The 15,903-nt window shown below is 40.9% G+C and carries 21 protein-coding genes; all 21 read right to left on the bottom strand.

What is annotated here, in order from left to right:
- The 21 genes from rpsH to rpoC all read right to left on the bottom strand — a co-directional run bounded on the left by rpsH (position 1) and on the right by rpoC (position 15,882).
- Positions 1-399, bottom strand: coding sequence for a 30S ribosomal protein S8 (gene rpsH / locus Q9306_RS18140; RefSeq protein ID WP_020062303.1), 399 nt, complete (start codon positions 397-399; stop codon positions 1-3).
- 29 nt (positions 400-428) lie between these two features.
- Entirely contained in the window at positions 429-614 is a 186-nt protein-coding gene (rpsN, locus tag Q9306_RS18145; RefSeq protein ID WP_020062302.1) for a 30S ribosomal protein S14, read from the bottom strand.
- Positions 615-647: 33 nt separating this feature from the next.
- Positions 648-1,187 (bottom strand): 50S ribosomal protein L5, encoded by a 540-nt coding sequence (gene rplE / locus Q9306_RS18150; protein ID WP_098917215.1) that lies wholly within the window; start codon positions 1,185-1,187, stop codon positions 648-650.
- A gap of 26 nt (positions 1,188-1,213) precedes the next feature.
- Entirely contained in the window at positions 1,214-1,525 is a 312-nt protein-coding gene (rplX, locus tag Q9306_RS18155) for a 50S ribosomal protein L24 (protein WP_098917214.1), read from the bottom strand.
- 38 nt (positions 1,526-1,563) lie between these two features.
- Positions 1,564-1,932 carry a 50S ribosomal protein L14 gene (gene rplN, locus Q9306_RS18160; protein WP_306201001.1) on the bottom strand — a complete coding sequence of 123 codons (369 nt, stop codon included), beginning with the start codon at positions 1,930-1,932 and terminating at the stop codon, positions 1,564-1,566.
- 43 nt (positions 1,933-1,975) lie between these two features.
- On the bottom strand, positions 1,976-2,239 hold the full coding sequence (gene rpsQ, locus Q9306_RS18165) for a 30S ribosomal protein S17 (protein WP_011983253.1): 264 nt from the start codon (positions 2,237-2,239) through the stop codon (positions 1,976-1,978).
- A gap of 20 nt (positions 2,240-2,259) precedes the next feature.
- Positions 2,260-2,460 carry a 50S ribosomal protein L29 gene (gene rpmC / locus Q9306_RS18170; RefSeq protein WP_000855718.1) on the bottom strand — a complete coding sequence of 67 codons (201 nt, stop codon included), beginning with the start codon at positions 2,458-2,460 and terminating at the stop codon, positions 2,260-2,262.
- Entirely contained in the window at positions 2,450-2,884 is a 435-nt protein-coding gene (gene rplP, locus Q9306_RS18175; RefSeq protein WP_020062298.1) for a 50S ribosomal protein L16, read from the bottom strand. The genes rpmC and rplP overlap by 11 nt, the downstream gene beginning before the upstream one ends.
- Position 2,885: 1 nt before the next feature.
- Positions 2,886-3,545 (bottom strand): 30S ribosomal protein S3, encoded by a 660-nt coding sequence (gene rpsC, locus Q9306_RS18180; RefSeq protein ID WP_306201004.1) that lies wholly within the window; start codon positions 3,543-3,545, stop codon positions 2,886-2,888.
- 3 nt (positions 3,546-3,548) lie between these two features.
- A complete protein-coding gene (gene rplV / locus Q9306_RS18185) occupies positions 3,549-3,890 on the bottom strand; it encodes a 50S ribosomal protein L22 (protein ID WP_098917212.1) in 342 nt (113 codons plus the stop codon).
- A gap of 17 nt (positions 3,891-3,907) precedes the next feature.
- Positions 3,908-4,186, bottom strand: a complete 279-nt coding sequence (gene rpsS / locus Q9306_RS18190) for a 30S ribosomal protein S19 (protein WP_020062296.1) — start codon at positions 4,184-4,186, stop codon at positions 3,908-3,910.
- 60 nt (positions 4,187-4,246) lie between these two features.
- Complete coding sequence (rplB, locus tag Q9306_RS18195; RefSeq protein WP_098917211.1) at positions 4,247-5,077, bottom strand: 50S ribosomal protein L2; 831 nt, start codon at positions 5,075-5,077, stop codon at positions 4,247-4,249.
- 28 nt (positions 5,078-5,105) lie between these two features.
- Complete coding sequence (gene rplW / locus Q9306_RS18200) at positions 5,106-5,396, bottom strand: 50S ribosomal protein L23 (protein WP_020062294.1); 291 nt, start codon at positions 5,394-5,396, stop codon at positions 5,106-5,108.
- Entirely contained in the window at positions 5,396-6,019 is a 624-nt protein-coding gene (rplD, locus tag Q9306_RS18205; RefSeq protein WP_020062293.1) for a 50S ribosomal protein L4, read from the bottom strand. Before rplD ends, rplW begins: the two co-directional genes overlap by 1 nt.
- A gap of 26 nt (positions 6,020-6,045) precedes the next feature.
- A complete protein-coding gene (gene rplC / locus Q9306_RS18210; protein ID WP_306201009.1) occupies positions 6,046-6,678 on the bottom strand; it encodes a 50S ribosomal protein L3 in 633 nt (210 codons plus the stop codon).
- A 33-nt stretch (positions 6,679-6,711) separates the two neighbouring features.
- The gene (rpsJ, locus tag Q9306_RS18215) at positions 6,712-7,020 is read right to left on the bottom strand and encodes a 30S ribosomal protein S10 (RefSeq protein WP_001040596.1); all 309 of its coding nucleotides are present in this window, start codon (positions 7,018-7,020) and stop codon (positions 6,712-6,714) included.
- Between the two features lie 388 nt (positions 7,021-7,408).
- A complete protein-coding gene (gene tuf, locus Q9306_RS18220) occupies positions 7,409-8,596 on the bottom strand; it encodes an elongation factor Tu (protein ID WP_306201011.1) in 1,188 nt (395 codons plus the stop codon).
- 118 nt (positions 8,597-8,714) lie between these two features.
- A complete protein-coding gene (gene fusA / locus Q9306_RS18225) occupies positions 8,715-10,793 on the bottom strand; it encodes an elongation factor G (RefSeq protein WP_306201013.1) in 2,079 nt (692 codons plus the stop codon).
- A 208-nt stretch (positions 10,794-11,001) separates the two neighbouring features.
- Positions 11,002-11,472 (bottom strand): 30S ribosomal protein S7, encoded by a 471-nt coding sequence (rpsG, locus tag Q9306_RS18230; RefSeq protein WP_035433720.1) that lies wholly within the window; start codon positions 11,470-11,472, stop codon positions 11,002-11,004.
- Between the two features lie 29 nt (positions 11,473-11,501).
- Entirely contained in the window at positions 11,502-11,924 is a 423-nt protein-coding gene (gene rpsL, locus Q9306_RS18235; RefSeq protein ID WP_034642624.1) for a 30S ribosomal protein S12, read from the bottom strand.
- 346 nt (positions 11,925-12,270) lie between these two features.
- The gene (gene rpoC, locus Q9306_RS18240; RefSeq protein ID WP_306201016.1) at positions 12,271-15,882 is read right to left on the bottom strand and encodes a DNA-directed RNA polymerase subunit beta'; all 3,612 of its coding nucleotides are present in this window, start codon (positions 15,880-15,882) and stop codon (positions 12,271-12,273) included.
- Positions 15,883-15,903 lie beyond the last annotated feature (21 nt).

A 15,903-nucleotide genomic window follows, 5' to 3' on the forward strand; every position in this document is an offset into this window, starting at 1 on the left:
TTACCAAACGTATGCTACTACTTCTCCACCAGTTTGTAATTGACGAGCGTCTTTGTCCGTCATTACTCCCTTAGATGTAGAAACAAGTGCAATACCTAATCCGTTAAGTACACGTGGTACTTCATCAGCTTTTGCATATACGCGTAAGCCAGGCTTACTGATACGCTTTAATCCAGTGATTACACGCTCATTGTTTACACCGTATTTTAGGAAAATACGAAGGATACCTTGTTTGTTATCCTCGATGTATTCCACATCACGGATGAAACCTTCACGTTTTAAGATTTCAGCGATTTCTTTTTTGATTTTAGAAGCAGGAACTTCTAATTTCTCATGACGTACCATGTTCGCATTACGGATGCGAGTAAGCATATCTGCAATTGGATCTGTCATCACCATGTGTTTTACCTCCTTCCCATTTGTGGGTATTACCAACTAGCTTTTTTAACACCAGGAATTTGTCCTTTATATGCAAGTTCACGGAAACAAATACGGCAAAGTTTAAATTTGCGGTATACAGAATGCGGACGACCGCAGCGCTCGCAACGTGTATAATCTTGCACTTTAAACTTAGGAGTACGCTTTTGTTTCGCAATCATAGATTTTTTAGCCACGTTTTCGCCTCCTCTACTTAGCGTTGGCTTCCATTATTTTTGGAATGGCATACCGAATTGTGTTAAAAGTTCACGAGCTTCTTCATCAGTTTTCGCTGTAGTAACGATTACGATGTCCATACCACGAACTTTGCTTACTTTATCATAATCAATCTCAGGGAAAATTAATTGCTCTTTAACACCTAATGTGTAGTTACCACGACCATCGAAAGATTTCTTAGAAACACCACGGAAATCACGTACACGTGGTAAAGAAACTGATACTAATTTGTCGAAGAACTCATACATTTGCTCGCCGCGTAAAGTAACCTTTGCACCGATAGGCATACCCTCACGAAGACGGAATCCTGCGATAGATTTTTTAGCGCGAGTTACAACAGGTTTTTGACCTGCGATTTGTGTTAACTCTTCTACAGCACTGTCTAATGCTTTAGAGTTGGATACCGCGTCACCAACACCAGTGTTGATTACGATCTTTTCGATCTTCGGTACTTCCATTACAGATTTATAGTTAAACTTGCTCACAAGAGCAGGAGTAATTTCTTTTTGGAATTTCTCTTTAAGGCGATTCAATGAAGGGACCTCCTTTCATATAGAACTTATTTATCTAACAATTCACCAGATTTTTTTGCAACACGAATTTTTTTACCATCTTCCACTTTGTAACCTACACGAGTAGGTACACCTGTTTTAGGATCTAATGGCATAACATTAGATACGTGGATAGCTGCTTCTTTCGTGATAATTCCACCTTGTGGATTTAATTGAGATGGCTTAGAGTGCTTCTTAACGATGTTAACACCCTCAACGATAACACGGTTTTCTTTTGGGAAAGCTGCAAGAATAACACCTTGTTTTCCTTTGTCTTTACCACTGATTACCTGTACTTTATCACCTTTTTTTACATGCATCTTACTTCTGCACCTCCTTAGCAAGGCAATACCTTAAATTATAGAACTTCTGGAGCTAAAGAAACGATCTTCATGAAGTTGTTATCACGTAATTCACGAGCTACTGGTCCGAAGATACGAGTACCACGTGGGCTCTTATCGTCTTTAATGATAACCGCTGCGTTTTCATCAAAACGAATGTAAGAACCGTCTGGACGACGAGCACCGCTCTTCGTACGTACTACTACTGCTTTAACAACGTCACCTTTTTTAACAACGCCACCTGGTGTTGCTTGTTTTACCGTAGCAACGATAATATCACCGATGTTTGCGTATTTACGACCAGAGCCGCCTAATACTTTAATTGTTAAAAGTTCACGTGCGCCAGAGTTGTCAGCTACTCTCAAACGAGATTCTTGTTGGATCATGTTATGAAACCTCCCTTCGGACTTAAAATTCCGATTCGTCTATTTAGATAATAACCGCTTCTTCAACGATTTCAACTAAACGGAAACGCTTAGTAGCAGAAAGCGGGCGAGTTTCCATGATTTTTACGATATCGCCAACTTTTGCTTGGTTTTGCTCATCATGCGCTTTGTATTTCTTAGAATACTTAACGCGTTTTCCGTACAAGGAATGAGTTTTGTAAGTTTCAACTAAAACTGTAATCGTTTTGTCCATTTTGTCAGAAACAACACGACCAGTGTAAACTTTGCGTTGGTTACGTTCGCTCACTTTGCAAACCTCCCCTCAATTTATCGATTAATTCCGATCTCTCTTTCACGAACTACAGTTTTCATACGAGCGATCGCTTTACGCACTTCACGGATGCGTGTTGGATTCTCTAATTGTCCTGTAGCAAGTTGGAAGCGAAGATTAAACAACTCTTCCTTTAAAGCTTTAACTTTTGTTTCGATTTCAGCAGTGGTTAACTCACGAATATCATTAGTTTTCATTAGATTCACCACCATTTTCTTCACGTTTTACGAATTTACATTTCACTGGTAATTTGTGAGCTGCAAGACGTAATGCTTCGCGTGCTACCTCTTCAGATACACCCGCAATTTCAAACATAACCTTTCCAGGTTTTACTACTGCTACCCAGCCTTCTGGAGCCCCTTTACCGGAACCCATACGTACTTCTAGAGGTTTAGCAGTGTAAGGTTTAGAAGGGAAAATTTTAATCCAAACTTTACCGCCACGTTTCATATAACGAGTCATTGCACGACGAGCTGCTTCGATTTGACGGTTTGTAATCCAAGATGCTTCTTGAGATTGTAAACCAAACTCACCAAAATGTACTTCAGCGCCACCTTTTGCACGACCACGCATTTTACCACGATGCTCTCTACGATATTTTACGCGTTTAGGCATTAACATATTATTTTCCTCCTTCCTCAGAAGCTTTCTTTTTTGTAGGAAGGACTTCTCCACGGTAGATCCATACTTTTACGCCTAATTTACCGTATGTTGTATCAGCTTCAGCTGTTGCATAGTCAATATCAGCGCGAAGTGTATGAAGTGGAACAGTTCCTTCACTGTAAGATTCTGCACGAGCAATATCAGCTCCGCCAAGACGACCAGAAACCTGTGTTTTAATACCTTTAGCTCCTGCACGCATAGCACGTTGAATTGCTTGCTTTTGTGCACGACGGAAAGATACACGGTTTTCTAATTGACGAGCGATATTTTCGCCTACTAATTTAGCGTCAAGATCAGCTCTCTTAACTTCTAAAATGTTGATGTGTACACGTTTGCCTGTTAATTGGTTAAGAGCTTTACGAAGTGCTTCAACTTCTGTACCACCTTTACCAATTACCATACCAGGTTTTGCCGTGTGAACTGTAACATTTACACGATTTGCCGCACGCTCGATTTCTACTTTAGAAACAGCAGAATCTTTTAAGCGAACGTTGATGTATTCACGAATTTTGATGTCTTCATGTAAGAATGTAGCGTAATCTTTTTCAGCGTACCAACGAGATTCCCAATCACGAATGATACCGACACGAAGACCAACTGGACTAACCTTTTGACCCATCGATTATCCCTCCTTCTTTTCTGATACCACAATTGTAATGTGGCTTGTGCGTTTGTTAATTTGGCTTGCACGACCCATTGCACGTGGACGGAAACGTTTTAACGTTGGACCTTCGTCAACGAAAACTTTCTCAACAACTAAGTTGTTTACATCCATTTCGTAGTTATGTTCTGCATTTGCAATTGCAGATTTCAAAACTTTTTCTACAACTGGAGAAGCAGTTTTTGGTGTGTGGTTAAGGATAGCAATCGCTTCACCCACTTGCTTACCTCGGATTAAGTCTACTACTAAACGAACTTTACGAGGAGCAATACGAACTGTTCTCGCTACTGCTTTAGCTTGCATTGAAGTGCCTCCTCTCATTATCTTCTAGTTTTCTTATCGTCAGCATCATGACCTTTGTACGTACGAGTTGGTGCGAACTCACCTAACTTGTGGCCTACCATATCTTCAGTTACGTATACAGGAACGTGTTTACGACCATCATATACAGCGATTGTATGACCAATAAACTGTGGGAAGATCGTTGAACGACGAGACCAAGTTTTTACAACTTGTTTTTGCTCAGTTTCATTTAACTTTGCAATTTTGTTCATTAAATGATCATCAACAAATGGTCCTTTTTTCAAGCTACGAGCCATTTTGGTGCCTCCCTTCGTGATTGCCGTACGGTTCTAGAAATGAACCGTACTACAACCCCATTATTTTTTACGACGACGAACGATGAATTTGTCAGACGCTTTATTTTTCTTACGAGTTTTGAATCCAAGAGTTGGTTTACCCCATGGAGACATTGGAGACTTACGTCCGATTGGTGAACGACCTTCACCACCACCGTGTGGGTGATCAACTGGGTTCATTACAGAACCACGAACAGTTGGGCGCTTACCTAACCAGCGAGAGCGACCCGCTTTACCAATTTTAATAAGTTCATGATGCTCGTTACCTACTTGACCTACTGTAGCACGGCAAGTTGATAGGATTAAGCGCACTTCACCAGAAGTTAAACGTACAAGTACGTATTTACCTTCTTTACCAAGTACTTGAGCAGATGTACCAGCAGAACGAACTAATTGTCCACCGCGACCTGGTTTAAGTTCGATGTTATGAACAACTGTACCTACTGGGATGTTGATTAATGGTAGTGCGTTACCGATTTTAATGTCCGCTTCTGGGCCAGACATAATTTCCATACCTACTTCTAAGTTTTTAGGAGCAAGGATGTAACGTTTTTCACCGTCAACGTAGTTAATTAATGCGATATTCGCAGAGCGGTTTGGATCGTATTCGATCGTAGCAACGCGTCCTGGAATTCCATCTTTGTTACGTTTGAAGTCGATGATACGGTATTGACGCTTATGTCCGCCACCTTGGTGACGTACAGTGATTTTACCTTGGTTGTTACGTCCAGCCTTTTTGCTTAAAGGCGCAAGTAATGATTTTTCCGGTCTATCAGTCGTGATTTCAGCGAAATCGTTCGTAGTCATGTTACGACGACCGTTAGTAGTTGGATTATACTTTTTGATTGCCATCTGATTTTCCCTCCTTCTTTAGTAAGGATTAAACTCCTTGGAAGATCTCGATTTCTTTGCTGTCAGCAGTAAGCTTAACGATTGCTTTACGACGACGGTTAGTAAAACCAGCGTGACGACCAACACGTTTTGCTTTTGGCTTGTAGTTCATGATATTTACTTTATCAACTTCAACACCAAAGATCGCTTCTACAGCATCTTTAACTTCCGTTTTATTAGCTTTAACGTCCACATCGAACGTGTATTTTTTTTCAGCCATCATTTCCATAGAACGTTCAGTGATAACTGGGCGCTTAATGATATCACGAGGATCTTTCATTATGCAAGCACCTCCTCTACTTTTTCCACTGCCGCTTTTGTCATGATTAGCTTATCATGATGAAGCACGTCTAAAACGTTCACGCCATCAGCAGTGATTACTGTTACTCCAGGAATATTGCGAGCAGATAACTCAACTGCTTCGTTTACATCAGCAGTTACGATAAGAGCTTTCTTCTCAACAGTTAATCCTTTAAGAACTGCTACCATGTCTTTTGTTTTTGGTGCATTTAATACTAAATCCTCAAGAACTACGATGTTGTTCTCAACTACTTTAGTAGCTAATGCAGATTTGATAGCTAAGCGACGAACTTTTTTAGGTAGTTTGTAAGCATAGCTTCTTGGTGTAGGTCCGAATACCGTACCACCACCACGCCATTGAGGAGAACGGATAGAGCCTTGACGAGCACGTCCAGTTCCTTTTTGACGCCATGGTTTACGACCTCCACCACGCACTTCAGAGCGAGTTTTTACTTTGTGTGTACCTTGACGTAAAGATGCACGTTGCATCAATACAGCTTCAAAAAGTACAGCTTGGTTTGGTTCGATACCGAAAATAGTTTCAGCTAATTGGATTTCACCAACTTCAGAACCAGTTTGGTTATATAACTTTACTTTTGGCATTGGGGTTCCTCCTTTCTTACAGAAAATTATTTGCTAGCCTTAACAGCACTACGAACAACTACAAGAGATTTCTTAGCGCCAGGAACGTTGCCTTTTACTAATAGTAAATTACGTTCAACATCAACTTGAACGATTTCTAAGTTTTGAATAGTAACTTGGTCTCCACCCATACGTCCAGCAAGTTTTTTGCCTTTGAATACACGGTTCGGAGCAACAGGCCCCATTGAACCAGGACGACGGTGGTAACGAGAACCGTGAGACATAGGTCCGCGAGATTGTCCGTGGCGTTTAATAGCACCTTGGAAACCTTTACCTTTAGAAATACCTGTTACGTCTACAGCTTCACCTGCAGCGAAAACTTCTACTTTTACCTCTTGACCAACTTCTTGTCCTTCAACGTCTGCATCGCGAAGTTCGCGAATGAAGCGCTTAGGGGCAGTAGTTGCTTTAGCAGCGTGACCTTGTTCAGGTTTGTTAGCTAATTTTTCGCGTTTGTCAGCGAAGCCTAACTGAATTGCGTTGTAGCCATCAGTTTCAACAGTTTTCTTTTGAAGAATAACGTTTGGAGTCGCTTCGATAACAGTTACAGGAATTAGCTCGCCATTTTCAGCAAATACTTGAGTCATACCGATCTTTTTTCCTAAGATTCCTTTGGTCATGAGTTACACCTCCTACATTTTAACTTATATGAATTATAGTTTGATTTCGATATCTACACCAGATGGTAAGTCTAAACGCATTAAAGAGTCTACTGTTTGTGGAGTAGGGCTCACGATGTCGATTAGACGTTTGTGCGTGCGCATTTCGAATTGCTCACGAGAATCTTTGTATTTATGAACCGCACGAAGAATCGTGTAAACAGTTTTTTCAGTTGGTAATGGGATTGGACCAGAAACTGTCGCCCCAGAACGCTTAGCTGTTTCTACAATTTTTTCTGCTGACTGATCAAGAATACGGTGATCGTAAGCTTTTAAACGAATACGAATTTTTTCTTTTGCCATTATTTTCCCTCCTTCGTTCGCCTATTTTAAAAATAGACATTCTCCATGGAAATTTCCACACACTCGCCATGGCAAAGCGGCCGGGTGTGTCAGCAACCTTCCACTTCATCGCAGTCAAAGACCAACATTGTTTATTATACAATGTTTTAAGCCTAGATGCAACACTTTATTTGTGCACATCATCATTTACTGTACTTTTGCTATTATACATGGTACTTTAGTGAATTTCAAGTTTTCATCTGTTGTAATTCTTTTTACAGTTTTTGGTTGCGGAGTTTTTCGATTTATATATTATAGAAGAAACTCGTCAAAACTTAAAAATAGATTTTATCTATTGTAAATAAAAAACCCAAGGGAAGATCCCTTGGGTTTCATATATCAGTTAAGATTACTCAACGATAGTTGCAACTACACCGTAACCTACTGTACGTCCACCTTCACGAATAGAGAACTTAGTTCCCTCTTCGATCGCGATTGGAGCGATAAGTTCGATAGTCATTTCGATGTTGTCACCAGGCATTACCATTTCAGTACCTTCTGGTAATTGGATGATACCAGTTACGTCAGTTGTACGGAAATAGAATTGTGGGCGGTAGTTAGCGAAGAATGGAGTGTGACGTCCACCTTCTTCTTTAGATAATACGAAAACTTCAGCTTTGAATTTAGCGTGAGCTTTTACAGAGCCAGTTTTAGCAAGAACCTGTCCACGTTGGATCTCTTCACGAGCAACCCCACGAAGTAAAGCACCGATGTTGTCACCAGCTTGAGCTTGGTCAAGAAGCTTACGGAACATTTCTACACCAGTTACAGTTGTAGATTTGTTTTCTTCAGTGAAGCCGATGATTTCTACTACGTCACCAACTTTAACGATACCGCGCTCTACGCGACCTGTAGCAACTGTACCACGACCTGTGATAGAGAATACGTCCTCTACAGGCATTAAGAATGCTTTTTCAGTGTCACGTTCTGGAGTTGGGATGTAAGAATCAACTTCGTTCATTAATTCAATAATTTTTGCTTCCCACTCAGCATCTCCTTGAAGAGCTTTAAGAGCAGAACCTTTAACTACAGGGATATCATCGCCTGGGAAGTCGTATTCAGATAATAGATCGCGAACTTCCATTTCTACTAATTCTAATAACTCTTCGTCGTCAACCATGTCGCATTTGTTTAAGAATACAACGATGTAAGGAACACCTACTTGACGAGAAAGAAGGATGTGCTCACGAGTTTGAGGCATTGGGCCATCAGCAGCAGATACTACTAAGATACCGCCGTCCATTTGAGCAGCACCAGTGATCATGTTTTTAACATAGTCAGCATGACCTGGGCAGTCAACGTGTGCATAGTGACGAGTTTCAGTTTCGTACTCAACGTGTGCAGTTGAGATTGTGATACCGCGCTCTCTTTCTTCTGGAGCAGCATCGATTTGGTCGTAACCTTTCGCTTCAGCACCACCAGCTTTTGCAAGAACTGTAGTGATAGCAGCAGTTAATGTAGTTTTACCATGGTCAACGTGGCCGATTGTACCAATGTTAACATGTGGTTTAGAACGTTCGAATTTAGCTTTTCCCATTCTAAATTCCTCCTTGGATATATAGATTATTTTATATTTAGACTAGAAGGCAAGGGGCCTAAGCCCCGCTTTCTAAGCTTACATAAGTAGTTATACTTGAACAATCGATAAAAATCAATTATTCACCTTTATTTTTTTTAACAATTTCTTCTGAAATAGACTTCGGTACTTCTTCATAATGATCAAATGTCATTGAGAATGTTCCGCGTCCTTGCGTGTTAGAACGTAGAGCCGTTGCATAACCAAACATTTCAGAAAGTGGTACCATTGCACGAACAACTTGTGCGTTACCACGAGCTTCCATACCTTCTACACGTCCACGGCGAGAAGTTACGTCACCCATGATATCTCCCATGTACTCTTCAGGAATTACAACTTCAACTTTCATCATTGGTTCAAGAATTACTGGGTTACATTTAGAAACCGCAGCTTTAAGAGCCATAGATGCAGCGATTTTGAACGCCATCTCAGAGGAGTCAACATCATGGTAAGATCCGTCAACTAATGCAGCTTTAATGTCAACGAGTGGATAACCAGCTAGTACACCATTTTTAAGTGCATCTTCAAGACCTGCTCCAACAGCTGGGATGTATTCACGTGGAACTACACCACCGACGATCTTGTTTTGGAATTCGAATCCTTTACCTTCTTCATTAGGTTCAAACTCAATCCAAACGTGACCGAATTGTCCACGACCACCAGATTGACGAGCGAACTTACCTTCAACTTTCGCAGCAGCGCGGAAAGTCTCACGGTATGCTACCTGAGGAGCACCAACGTTTGCTTCCACTTTGAATTCACGGCGCATACGGTCAACGATAATATCAAGGTGAAGTTCACCCATACCAGCGATGATTGTTTGGCCAGTTTCTTGGTCAGTGTGAGCACGGAATGTTGGATCTTCTTCAGAAAGCTTAGATAATGCTGTACCCATTTTATCTTGGTCAGCTTTAGATTTTGGTTCGATAGCTACAGAGATAACTGGTTCTGGGAATTCCATAGACTCAAGGATAACAAGGCTCTTCTCGTCACAAAGAGTGTCACCAGTTGTAGTATCTTTTAAACCTACAGCAGCAGCGATGTCACCAGCATAAACTGTTGAAATCTCTTCACGGCTGTTTGCGTGCATTTGTAGGATACGACCTACACGCTCACGCTTACCTTTAGTTGAGTTTTTCACGTATGATCCAGAGTTTAACACACCAGAGTACACACGGAAGAACGTTAACTTACCAACATAAGGGTCAGTCATGATTTTGAATGCTAATGCTGCGAAAGGCTCTTCATCGCTAGAATGACGTTCTACTTCTTCATCTGTGTCCGGAAGAGTACCTTTAATAGCAGGTACATCTAATGGAGATGGTAGGTAGTCGATAACTGCATCTAACAGAATTTGAACACCTTTATTTTTGAATGCAGAACCACAGATTACTGGGAAGAATTCTACAGAAGTTGTAGCCTTACGGATACCAGCTTTAAGCTCTTCTACAGTGATTTCTTCACCTTCTAGGTACTTCATCATCATTTCTTCATCAAGCTCTGCTACCGCTTCAATAAGTTTTCCGCGGTATTCATCAGCTAATTCTTTATGTTCTGCAGGGATATCAGTACGTTGGATATCTGTTCCTAAGTCGTTTGTGTACATGTATGCACACTCTTCAACAAGGTCGATAATTCCTGTAAACTGATCCTCAGCACCAATTGGTAACTGAATTGGATGCGCGTTTGCTTGTAAACGGTCATGAATTGTTCCTACAGAGTATAAGAAGTCTGCACCGATCTTGTCCATTTTGTTAACGAACACGATACGTGGTACACCGTAAGTAGTAGCTTGACGCCAAACAGTTTCTGTTTGTGGTTCTACACCAGATTGCGCGTCAAGGACTGCTACCGCACCATCAAGTACGCGTAAAGAACGTTCTACTTCTACAGTGAAATCTACGTGTCCTGGAGTGTCAATGATGTTTACACGATGACCTTTCCATTGAGCTGTAGTTGCCGCAGAAGTAATTGTGATACCACGCTCTTGCTCTTGCTCCATCCAGTCCATCTGAGATGCACCTTCGTGAGTTTCACCGATTTTGTGAATGCGGCCTGTGTAGTACAGGATACGCTCAGTTGCTGTTGTTTTACCAGCATCGATGTGAGCCATGATACCAATATTACGAGTGTTTTCTAAGGAGAACTCTCTTGTCATTTGGTGTCTTTCTCCTTCCTAATATGGATTGGATTTTTTTATTTTAAGTAGCAAAAAAGCCACTTTATTTTGTTACATATGTCAGTATGTCTAGTACCCTCATTATGTAAAACGAGCGCCCATTGAAAGGGAGAGGCATTCTCCCTCTCCACACTTCCATAAGCGACAAATAAAGCGGTTTATGCTTATAGTTATTTTTCGTTGAATCCTACCAACGGTAATGAGCAAATGCTTTGTTAGCTTCTGCCATTTTATGAGTGTCTTCACGTTTCTTAACAGATGCACCACTGTTGTTAGCTGCATCTAAGATTTCGTAAGCTAAACGCTCTTCCATAGTTTTTTCACCACGAAGACGAGCGTAGTTTACTAACCAGCGAAGACCTAAAGTTGTACGGCGTTCTGGACGAACCTCAACTGGAACTTGGTAGTTAGCACCACCAACACGACGAGCGCGTACTTCAAGAACAGGCATGATGTTCTTAAGAGCTTGCTCGAATACTTCCATTGGTTCGTTACCAGTACGTTCACGAACGATATCGAACGCATTATAAAGAATTGTTTGAGATTTACCTTTTTTACCGTCAACCATCATTTTGTTGATTAGGCGTGTTACAAGTTTAGAATTGTACATTGGATCTGGTAACACGTCACGTTTCGCAACAGGTCCTTTACGAGGCATATTGAGTTCCTCCTTTCAGTTCAGTTTTATTATTTCTTAGCAGGTTTTGGTCTCTTAGTACCATATTTAGAACGTCCTTGCATACGTTTGTCAACACCAGCTGTGTCAAGCGCACCACGAACGATGTGGTAACGTACCCCTGGTAAGTCTTTTACACGACCACCGCGAATTAATACTACGCTATGCTCTTGTAAGTTATGACCGATACCTGGGATGTATGCTGTTACCTCGATACCATTTGTTAAACGCACACGAGCGTATTTACGTAACGCTGAGTTCGGTTTCTTTGGAGTCATTGTACCAACACGAGTACATACACCACGTTTTTGAGGTGCAGAGATATCAGTTGCTTTTTTCTTTAAAGAGTTGAAACCTTTGTTTAACGCAGGTGATTTAGATTTCCATACTTTATCAGTACGACCTTTTCTCACTAATTGGTTAATAGTAGGCATTAATTTATCCTCCCTTCGCACGTTTGTATGACCACATATCCAGGTGGTTCATTATTAGTTGAAAACAAAGTTTTTGCAAGGAAGAGCAAATGCTCTCTCCTCACAAAAACAGTTTTAACTTGTTATTTCTATTACTGAAGCTCCTACTTGCATCTCATAATGTTGAGATCCAGTTTTAAAAAGTATGTTGTGTTGCATCGCTACCAGCTACTGCAACCTTCTAACTATACCGTGTTGAATCGTGTTCAACGCTTAATTAGGAGCAACCTTGCTTATATTAACATTTTGTATCACATAATGTCAACTAGGATTATCTTTTTTTATGCAAAATTTACGACGGAAAATTTTAGTTTTCTACGTAAACCTCGTCATTTTCTACATTTGTTTCTTCTTGTGCTGTTTTTACAAGATCTACTCTGCGGTAACGATTCATACCTGTACCAGCTGGAACAAGTTTACCGATAATAACATTTTCTTTCAGACCAAGAAGTTCGTCACGCTTACCTTTAATTGCTGCATCAGTTAACACACGAGTTGTTTCCTGGAATGATGCTGCAGATAAGAACGAATCTGTTTCAAGTGAAGCCTTCGTAATACCAAGAAGGATTGGACGTGCTGTTGCTGGTTGTTTGCCTTTAAGCAACACTTTCGCATTTGCATCTGTAAATTGGTGGATATCAAGTAACGTTCCTGGTAATACGTCTGTTTCACCAGCATCGATTACACGAACTTTACGAAGCATTTGGCGAACCATTACTTCTACGTGTTTATCACCAATTTCTACCCCTTGCATACGGTATACTTTTTGAACTTCACGAAGCAAGTATTCTTGAACCGCTGTAATATCTGTTACTTTCAGTAATTCTTTCGGATCGATAGAACCTTCAGTAAGTTCTTTACCATGTTCGATGCGGTGTCCTGGAGCTACTTTTAAACGAGCACCATAAGGAATTGCATACGTACGAGCTTCTACATCACCTTGGACAACAACTTCTTGGCGATCTTTCACATCGTTAATCGCTGCAACAACACCGTCGATTTCACTGATAACTGCTTGCCCTTTCGGATTACGCGCTTCGAAAATCTCTTGAATACGCGGTAAACCTTGTGTGATATCGTCTCCAGCAACCCCGCCCGTATGGAATGTACGCATCGTTAACTGTGTACCTGGCTCACCGATAGATTGAGCTGCGATAATACCAACCGCTTCGCCTACCTCTACATCTGTACCAGTAGCTAAGTTACGACCATAACATTTCTTACATACGCCGTGGCGTGTGTTACATGTAAACGCAGAGCGGATGTACAATTGTTCAACGCCTGCTTTTTCAATGATATGAGCAATATCTTCTGTAATTAATTCATTTTCACGAACTAACACTTCGCCTGTTTCTGGATGTTTCAGAGTTTTTCTTGCGAAACGTCCTACAAGACGATCGTATAAGGATTCGATAATCTCGTTTCCTTCTTTAATTGCGCCAATTAATAAACCGCGATCTGTTCCACAGTCATCTTCACGAACGATAACATCTTGCGCAACGTCAACAAGACGACGTGTTAAGTAACCAGAATCGGCAGTCTTAAGTGCTGTATCGGCAAGACCTTTACGCGCACCATGCGTAGAGATAAAGTACTCAAGTACCGTTAAACCTTCACGGAAACTTGATTTGATTGGAAGTTCGATGATACGTCCAGATGGGTTAGCCATCAAACCACGCATACCAGCAAGCTGAGTAAAGTTCGATGCGTTACCACGGGCACCAGAATCACTCATCATGAAGATCGGGTTGCGTTTATCTAACGTTTTCATCAGTTTTCCTTGGATAACGTCTTTTGCATTACTCCAAATAGAGATAACACGATCATAACGTTCTTCTTCCGTGATTAAACCACGACGGAATTGTTTAATTACTGTATCTACTTTTGCTTGTGCTTCGTGTAGAATTTCTTCTTTTTCACCTAATACAAGGATATCTGCTACCCCAACTGTAATACCAGCTTTTGTAGAGTATTTAAATCCTAAGTTTTTCATACGGTCAAGCATGCGAGACGTTTCTGTAATTTTGAAACGTTTAAATACTTCCGCAATGATATTACCAAGGATTTTCTTGCTAAATGGTGCCACTTCTTCGCGACTAGCAATAATTTCTTTTACGTTAGAACCTTTTTCAACAAAATATTCCACTGGAGTTTCTTTCTCCAAGTTTGTTTTTGTTGGTTCATTAATGTAAGGGAAAGATTTCGGTAAGATTTCATTGAATATTAACTTACCAACTGTTGTTAATAACAGTTTGCTGTTTTGCTCTTCTGTAAACGTTTCGTTGTTTACAGAGCTTGCTGCAACAGCAACACGAGTATGCAAATGTACATATCCGTTTTGGTATGCAAGTATTGCTTCGTTTGTATCTTTGAAAATCATACCTTCACCAATCGCACCTTCGCGCTCTAGCGTTAAGTAGTAGTTACCTAATACCATATCCTGAGACGGTGTAACAACTGGTTTTCCATCTTTCGGGTTTAAGATGTTTTGTGCAGCTAACATAAGAAGACGAGCTTCTGCTTGTGCTTCTGATGAAAGCGGAACGTGAACCGCCATTTGGTCACCGTCAAAGTCCGCGTTATATGCAGTACATACAAGTGGATGCAGACGGATTGCGCGTCCTTCTACTAATGTAGGTTCAAACGCCTGAATACCAAGACGGTGAAGCGTTGGAGCACGGTTTAGAAGTACAGGGTGTTCTTTAATCACAGATTCTAAAACGTCCCAAACTTCAGGTTGTACTCGTTCAATTTTACGTTTCGCACTCTTAATGTTGTGTGCTAAACCTTTTCCTACTAGCTCTTTCATAACGAAAGGTTTGAACAGTTCAAGCGCCATTTCTTTTGGCAGACCGCATTGGTACATTTTTAAGTTCGGTCCTACAACGATAACGGAACGACCAGAGTAGTCAACACGTTTACCTAATAAGTTTTGACGGAAGCGTCCTTGCTTACCTTTTAACATATGTGAAAGAGATTTTAATGGACGGTTACCAGGTCCAGTAACTGGACGGCCACGACGACCATTATCGATTAAAGCATCAACCGCTTCTTGTAACATACGTTTTTCGTTTTGAACAATGATGCTTGGTGCACCTAAGTCTAATAAACGTTTTAAACGATTGTTACGGTTAATTACACGACGGTATAAGTCATTTAAGTCAGAAGTTGCAAAACGTCCACCATCTAGCTGTACCATTGGGCGAAGCTCTGGTGGGATAACTGGAAGAACATCTAAAATCATCCAAGATGGTTCATTTCCAGAGTTACGGAATGCTTCTAATACTTCTAGACGTTTAATAGCACGAGTACGGCGTTGTCCTTGTGCTGTTTTTAACTCTTCTTTTAAGAAGTCTACTTCTTTATCTAGATCGATATCTTGTAATAACTTCTTAATCGCCTCTGCGCCCATAGAAGCTTGGAAAGAGTTTCCGTATCTGTCACGATACGCACGGTATTCTTTCTCCGAAAGAAGTTGCTTCTTATCAAGCGGTGTATCCCCGCTTTCTGTTACTACATAAGAAGCGAAATAAATTACTTCTTCAAGCGCGCGAGGGGACATGTCTAAGACAAGTCCCATGCGGCTTGGGATACCTTTGAAATACCAAATATGAGATACAGGAGCAGCTAATTCAATATGACCCATACGTTCACGGCGAACTTTCGCACGCGTTACTTCAACGCCGCATCGATCACAAACTACACCTTTATAGCGGACACGTTTATATTTACCACAATGACATTCCCAGTCTTTTGTGGGACCGAAAATACGCTCACAGAACAAACCGTCTTTCTCTGGTTTCAATGTACGATAGTTAATCGTTTCGGGTTTTTTTACTTCCCCATATGACCAAGAACGAATTTTGTCTGGTGATGCAAGTCCGATCTTCATATATTCAAAGTTGTTTACATCTATCAAGGGGCCTACCTCCCTTTTAGT

This window comes from Bacillus multifaciens (assembly GCF_030756675.1).
Taxonomy (GTDB): Bacteria; Bacillota; Bacilli; order Bacillales; family Bacillaceae_G; genus Bacillus_A; species Bacillus_A multifaciens.

Excerpts from the sequence above, each read along its gene's own strand:
- rpsJ (WP_001040596.1), bottom strand. The coding sequence starts at position 7,020 with ATGGCAAAAGAAAAAATTCGTATTCGTTTAAAAGCTTACGATCACCGT.
- rpsC (WP_306201004.1), bottom strand. The coding sequence starts at position 3,545 with ATGGGTCAAAAGGTTAGTCCAGTTGGTCTTCGTGTCGGTATCATTCGT.
- rplD (WP_020062293.1), bottom strand. The coding sequence starts at position 6,019 with ATGCCAAAAGTAAAGTTATATAACCAAACTGGTTCTGAAGTTGGTGAA.
- rpsL (WP_034642624.1), bottom strand. The coding sequence starts at position 11,924 with ATGCCTACTATTAACCAATTAGTGAGAAAAGGTCGTACTGATAAAGTA.
- rplV (WP_098917212.1), bottom strand. The coding sequence starts at position 3,890 with ATGCAAGCTAAAGCAGTAGCGAGAACAGTTCGTATTGCTCCTCGTAAA.
- rplW (WP_020062294.1), bottom strand. The coding sequence starts at position 5,396 with ATGAAAGATCCTCGTGATATCATTAAGCGCCCAGTTATCACTGAACGT.
- rplP (WP_020062298.1), bottom strand. The coding sequence starts at position 2,884 with ATGTTAATGCCTAAACGCGTAAAATATCGTAGAGAGCATCGTGGTAAA.
- rplB (WP_098917211.1), bottom strand. The coding sequence starts at position 5,077 with ATGGCAATCAAAAAGTATAATCCAACTACTAACGGTCGTCGTAACATG.
- rpsH (WP_020062303.1), bottom strand. The coding sequence starts at position 399 with ATGGTGATGACAGATCCAATTGCAGATATGCTTACTCGCATCCGTAAT.
- rpmC (WP_000855718.1), bottom strand. The coding sequence starts at position 2,460 with ATGAAAACTAATGATATTCGTGAGTTAACCACTGCTGAAATCGAAACA.
- rplX (WP_098917214.1), bottom strand. The coding sequence starts at position 1,525 with ATGCATGTAAAAAAAGGTGATAAAGTACAGGTAATCAGTGGTAAAGAC.
- rpsG (WP_035433720.1), bottom strand. The coding sequence starts at position 11,472 with ATGCCTCGTAAAGGACCTGTTGCGAAACGTGACGTGTTACCAGATCCA.
- rplC (WP_306201009.1), bottom strand. The coding sequence starts at position 6,678 with ATGACCAAAGGAATCTTAGGAAAAAAGATCGGTATGACTCAAGTATTT.
- rpsS (WP_020062296.1), bottom strand. The coding sequence starts at position 4,186 with ATGGCTCGTAGCTTGAAAAAAGGACCATTTGTTGATGATCATTTAATG.
- fusA (WP_306201013.1), bottom strand. The coding sequence starts at position 10,793 with ATGACAAGAGAGTTCTCCTTAGAAAACACTCGTAATATTGGTATCATG.
- tuf (WP_306201011.1), bottom strand. The coding sequence starts at position 8,596 with ATGGGAAAAGCTAAATTCGAACGTTCTAAACCACATGTTAACATTGGT.
- rplN (WP_306201001.1), bottom strand. The coding sequence starts at position 1,932 with ATGATCCAACAAGAATCTCGTTTGAGAGTAGCTGACAACTCTGGCGCA.